Below are 6,344 nucleotides of genomic sequence, written 5' to 3' on the forward strand. Positions count from 1 at the left end.
CACATACTTAATAACATAAGAACCAGGAACAGTAGTAAGAACGCTACCAGTAGTTTTAACAAGTTTCCCATTGGTCACTACAGCACCAGAATCAACATATTGTTGTCCTTGGATTACATAAACTGTTTGATCCCCTTTTAAAGTAATAGAAGCAGGAGTAGTAACAGTAGAAACATCTTTGGTATCTTCTTTTGTACAACTTTGTACAAACAAAGAAACCCCAAGAAATATTATTATAAAATACTTTATTGTTTTCATATTATTCAATTATTTACTTTTGATTCCACCAAACCTTTTTAGTAATAGGATTTTCACTAACCTTTGGACAGTTAGGATTTCTCTCTTCTTCAGATTGAGGGAACAATAACCTCTGTGGGAAAGAAGGAATTACAGCCCCTGCAGGTAGAACATAATTTCCACTCACATAATTGCTATTTTGAGTAACATGATCGGCATTCATTGAATAAACCGAACTTGTAGCAGGATAATGAGTTCTATTGTGTTCAAATACCATTTCCAATCCTTCTGAACCTACCATCGATAACCATTTCTGTGTAATAATAGCTTTTTGTTCATCTTCAAAATTTCCAGTGGAAGGATATTCATACTCTCCACCTACATCAACAAAAGAGCTTCCATCAATACCGTACTTATCAAAAGCAGCTTCAACACCCATATCATAATAATCTTTATCAGTATAACTATTCAATGACCAACCCTTAGAATTAAAATAAGCAACTGCTTCAGCTTGTAGAAAATAACTTTCTGCAGTTGAAATAAAATAAACAGGATCAGTAGCAGTCATTTTGGCCACAGAAATAGTAGGCGGATCAATAATATCAGTGCTTACAGCATAATCGCCCTGTCCTAAACCTTTGTAGGTTCCAGCAGAACCAGTTGCAAATAATTTACTTAACCGCGTATCACCATGATCCTTTAAATAAAATAAAAGTGTTGTACTAGCTCTAAGGTTAGTAGCCACATTCAACTGACGCACATTGTCTTCATAAGTAGGATTACTTTTACTATCCTCATCGACAAACTGTGTCATTGCAGCATCAGAATCTAAAAATCCATTAGGATCATTAAAAACATCTTCAATTCCTTTTTTAACTATTGACTCTCTACCAGCAGCATACATCTGACGTAAGTAAATCTTAAGCTTTAATGTATTTGCGAATTGAGCCCATTTAGTTAAATCCCCACCAAAAACAAAATCTTGGGCAGCTTGCGCAGTACTTAATTCATTCAAAGGTTTTGCCAATGCTTTGTTAATCTTAACAATCAAAGAATCATAAACTACCTGACCTTTATCATAATGAGGATGAATAACTCCTTTATCACCTAAACAAGCTTCAGTGTAAGGAATTTGATCATACAAATCAGCCATCATTTGATAAGAATATGCTTCCATTACAGTTGCCATCAAATAAAATGACCAATTTGAAGAAGCTGCAGCTTTCTCTTCGACATACTTATAATCCTCAAAAGCACCGGAATAAATTCTAGAAAATTGATTATTGAAATCAGCAGTAGTCATATTATACCTGTCAATATCTTTATACTGATTGGCACCATTGCTCTGTGTCCAATATTGACTCCAAATAGAACCCATGATATTATATTGTCCTCCTATCACACTGGCTGTAGAAGCTACAGCTGAAGGGAAAACCAATTCAGGTGTGGCATTTGAAGCATAATTCGGGTCTGTATTCACATCCAACCAATCCTTACTGCAAGAAGCAGACAGGACAGTTAGCAGTAATAAACTGATTTTAAATATATTTTTCATATTTAGCAAATTTTAATGTTAAAAAGTAACCCTCAAATTGGCACCATAACTTCTTACACTTGGAAGACCTCTGAATTCGCCAAAATCACCGGCTAAATCATTACCATAAGTAGTGGTTTCAGGATCTATGAAATTATTGGATTTGGGAGTCCACAATAAAAGATTTTTACCAACAATACCCAGGGTTAAACCTTTAATTACAGGTAATTTCTTAATTAACGATTGAGGCAGATCATAAGTAAATACAACTTCACGTAATTTCACATAAGAACGGTCTAAAACTAAATTCCTTTCAATTGTCAAATTAGATGTATGATAATAATAATCTGTCGTCTTAGACATATCAATAGGAGTTGTATTTGCAATATAATGACCTGTACCATCATCAACCACTGAATTAGGAACAATAAATGGCTGACGATCATTGTAAGTGGATTGAGTAGTGTTCCCAACAAAATAGCTTAATTCTGCAGTACCGGAATATATTAAACCACCTTGGCGAATATCAAAAGTACATGAAAGTCCAAAATTCTTATATTTCAACTGGTTGGTAATACCCATCAGGTATTTAGCCTGTGCATTACCATAAATTCCTTTATCAGCAGCTGATTTAGGAAATCCTTTTGAATCAACAACCACATGGCCTTGATCATCTGTCATAGGAACAGGTCCCTGGAAAACGCCCATAGGCTGTCCTTTAACTGCAACGAAATCAACATCATAAGCATTAGCAAGAACGATCTTATCAAGTCCACTGGTCAATGATAAAACTTTATTCCTGTTATTCGAGAAATTCAAACTTAAATCCCATCCGAAATCAGAAGTTTTCACTGGAGTTACAGTAACCAACAATTCAATACCTTTATTCTGAATCTTACCAAAGTTCATTACCTGACTGGTATAACCTGATGAAGGAGGTATTGGAACGGCATATATCTGATTATTAGTTGTCTTATCATAATAAGTAAAATCTATTCCTAAACGGTTGTTAAAGAATTTCATTTCTGCACCGGCTTCCCATTCAGAAGATATTTCAGGTTTTAAACCAGAATTACCCATTTGATTGCCAATGGAAAAAGCATTCACCCCAGAGAGAGGAAAATTCAAATAACCATAATCTAACCTTAAGCTTGTTTGAGGAAATACAGAATAAACAGAATAAGGAGGAGCATCATTACCAGTTTTACCCCAACTTCCACGCAATTTACCATATGAAATTATATTTTTTAAAGCATCAGGCAAAACATCCGAAAATACAAAACCAGCATTTAACCCCGGATAAAAGAACGAATTTTTATTTTTGGGTAATGTAGAAGACCAGTCATTTCTACCTGTTACAGTCAAGAATAAAAAGTCTTTATAAGACATATCCACTTGTCCGTAAACACCATACAAACGTTTTTGATAAATATCGGTAGAAGTATAAGGGGATTTTGAACTATTTGATAAATTATAGAAATAAGGAATATCTAATTGTTTTACTCTGGCATATTCCTGCTTATTGTAGCGTTCGTTCACATTATAACCCCAAGCGGAATTTACAGCAAAATCATCGGTAAAATGGTTGCTGGTCGTAATCAAAAAGTCACTGGTAATTTCCCTGCCATAATATGCTAATTCTTCAACACTTCCCGTCACTTTTTGAACTCCTCTTAAGTCATTCCAAGAGCCAGCAGACGGAATAGCAATGGCTACCCAGTCTTTTCTTTGGGAATTTAAAATGTCGCCACCCAAACGGTATTCGGCTGACAGCCAATCATTGAATTTATAATTCAGGTTTAAATTACCGATCACACGGTCTTCATTATAGTCATTTGAATTTTCATTCAAAGCATAATAAGGGTTGGTTGCATAAGGAGTGAAGAAGTTATCTATATTGTAGAATTTGTTGTTATAATCTTTCATATCAACCAAACTAAGATCACGGGGTATCTGCAGCAGATTTTCCCACATGGTTGCACCATCTGCACCACCCTGGCCGGTTGTTACAGCTCTTCCTTTTTTATTGATATAATTAATAGAAGCAGTGCTCGTGAGTTTATCACCTTTATTTGACCCTTTTAAAGTAAAGGCATTACGTTTGTATTCATCTTTGTTGCCGGGGATAATACCATTATCATTGGTGTTATTATATGATAAATAATAAGTTGTTCTATCAGTACCACCACTGATGGCAATATTATTATCATAACTCTTACCAGTTTCAAAGAAATCTTTTACGTTATTTTTTAAGGCAACATATGGCTTATAAAGCTGGGTATTATCAACGATATTACCCCAAGCTCTCAATTTTCCGTCAAATTTAGGTCCCCAACTTCCATTCTGTGTCTGGTCATCTATACCATTCCAGCCGGTACCGAACTCATTTTGCATTTGCATAATACGCAAAGGCTCTGATAAAGTAAGTCCCGTGGAAACATCAACTTTCATTTTTTGTTTCAAAGAGCCACTCTTGGTGGTAATCATGATGATACCGTTGGCAGCACGAGAACCGTACAAAGCAGTAGCAGCTGCACCTTTCAGAATAGTCATGGTGGCAATATCATTCGGGTTAATATCATTGGCCCTGTTACCAAAGTCAACAGCACGGGAAGTAGTACCTCCGCTAATTGACTGAGAATTTACAGGAGTTTCACCATTATCAATAGGAATACCATCGATAACATAAAGAGGACTGTTGCTGGTACCAATTGAAGAATAGCCTCTTAAGATAACCTTTGTAGAAGCACCAGGAGCACCGGATGCAGAAGAAATAGAAACACCGGCAACCTTGCCCTGCAAGGAGTTGACCATGCTTCTGTCCCCACCCTTTGTAATCTCATCGCTATTTACCTGGGTGGCTGAATAACCCAAACTCTTTTCAGCTCTTTTTATACCGATAGCGGTAACCACAACTTCATTCAAAGTAGTAGCGCTGGATTCTAAAACCACATTTATTTCAGACTGGCCATTAATGGCAGCTTCTTTAGTCTTCATACCAACGTAACTAAAAACAAGTGTCTTTGCGGTGGCAGGTACTTTCAGGGTATATTTCCCATCCATATCAGTCACAGCACCCACTGTTGTGCCTTTCACAACTACAGATACACCCGGAACCGGAAGCTTATCCTCCGCCCCCGTTACTGTACCTGAAATTTGCACCGTTTGAGCCTGCAAAAGCGAGAGCCCTGCAAACACGAACCATGCAAGTAAAAAAGTAAATCGTTTCATAGACAGAACTTTTTAAGTTAAATAATAAAATAAATTTAGTACACTTTTCAGTTGCTAAGGTACAAAATAATTATTAAAATCAAAATATCCTACATGATTTGAAAGCTTAACACCTATTTTGATTTCAAATTTTTAAGCTTATTTTTCCCCTGAAATTTATTTAACTCACTATAATCCTGACTGATACACAAATTCAAAAAACATAAAAAAATTTAAAATATTTTTTATATTTTTTTTAGATACCCCTCTTTTTATTTAATTTTTCAAAAACAAATACCATTTTTATGGTAGCTCATACCTATTTTATGGTAAAAAATATATATATTTTTTGACTTTTTGACTACAGTTGTTTAATCAGGCCTTTTATTTTCATATTATCCTGTGTTGAATGAACCCTTTTCTGTCTAAACTGTTTAAAATTTTAAATTGTTGGCCTTTTTCAGACAGGTTTTTAAGATTTCCCGGCTCCCTAATAAAAAATAATCTATCAATCACTTAACCACTCCTGATATTTTGGGAATACTTTTAAAATAAAAAATTCGCTCCGGATTTTTTACTATATATATAAGGTATTACAAAATGAAAGTAAAAAAGCGTAACTAACCAATTCATGGGAAAAAAGGCCGGAGGGTATTTTTTTAAAACAAATCCTGGCCTAAAGTTTTGAAATGAAAAAAGAGCAGGATTACAAGTCCCGGAGAGTTGAATATTTGAAAAGATCCGCCCCGTCCATCACAAATAGAACAATCTAAAACACATTACCACTAAGACACGGAGAATACAAGTGGTTTGAGATTGTTTGAAGTTGTTTAATATGGTTTGATATGGTTTGATATAGTTCAAGGGTTCAATTGGTTTAAAGTTTCTTTGTGAACCTTGTGTAATCCTTGTGTTCCTTGTGTTGAAATAATTGTTTGAGATTGTTTGAGGTAGTTTGAGATAGTTTGAGATAGTTTGAGATGATTCAAGGGGTATAAGATGGTTCAAAGCTTCTGGGGTTCCGGAATGAATTTTATATTAAGCCGCATAGCGGCGTCCTATTTGTAGAAAAGATAGTGAAATCAAGTAATCAAGCCGCGTAGCGGTGACCTATTAATACATTTACCACTAAGGGCACTAAGAATATAAATTCCTTTGTGATCCTTGTGTAATCCTTGTGTTCCTTGTGGTTAGGTATTGTTTGAGATGATTTGAAATGGTTCAATATGGTTCAAAGGGTTCAAAGACCAACCGGGAATGTGAATATTAAAAAAAGGCCGGATCTGCATGAACCGGCCCGGACTATTTTCCTTTCGTAATCTATAGTGACTTTCCCATCAATTTGGGACTTTTAACCTCTAAA

Annotated in this window: 3 protein-coding genes; all 3 read right to left on the minus strand. The window is 35.3% G+C overall.

Going from position 1 to position 6,344, the window contains the following annotated elements:
- A partial coding sequence (locus Q8907_11100) for a DUF5011 domain-containing protein (GenBank protein MDP4274814.1) occupies positions 1 to 258 on the minus strand: 258 nt, incomplete at its 3' end.
- A gap of 13 nt (positions 259 to 271) precedes the next feature.
- A complete protein-coding gene (locus tag Q8907_11105; GenBank protein MDP4274815.1) occupies positions 272 to 1,792 on the minus strand; it encodes a SusD/RagB family nutrient-binding outer membrane lipoprotein in 1,521 nt (506 codons plus the stop codon).
- A gap of 18 nt (positions 1,793 to 1,810) precedes the next feature.
- Positions 1,811 to 5,002 carry a SusC/RagA family TonB-linked outer membrane protein gene (locus Q8907_11110; protein ID MDP4274816.1) on the minus strand — a complete coding sequence of 1,064 codons (3,192 nt, stop codon included), beginning with the start codon at positions 5,000 to 5,002 and terminating at the stop codon, positions 1,811 to 1,813.
- Positions 5,003 to 6,344 lie beyond the last annotated feature (1,342 nt).

This window comes from Bacteroidota bacterium (genome assembly GCA_030706565.1).
Lineage (GTDB): Bacteria > Bacteroidota > Bacteroidia > Bacteroidales > JAUZOH01 > JAUZOH01.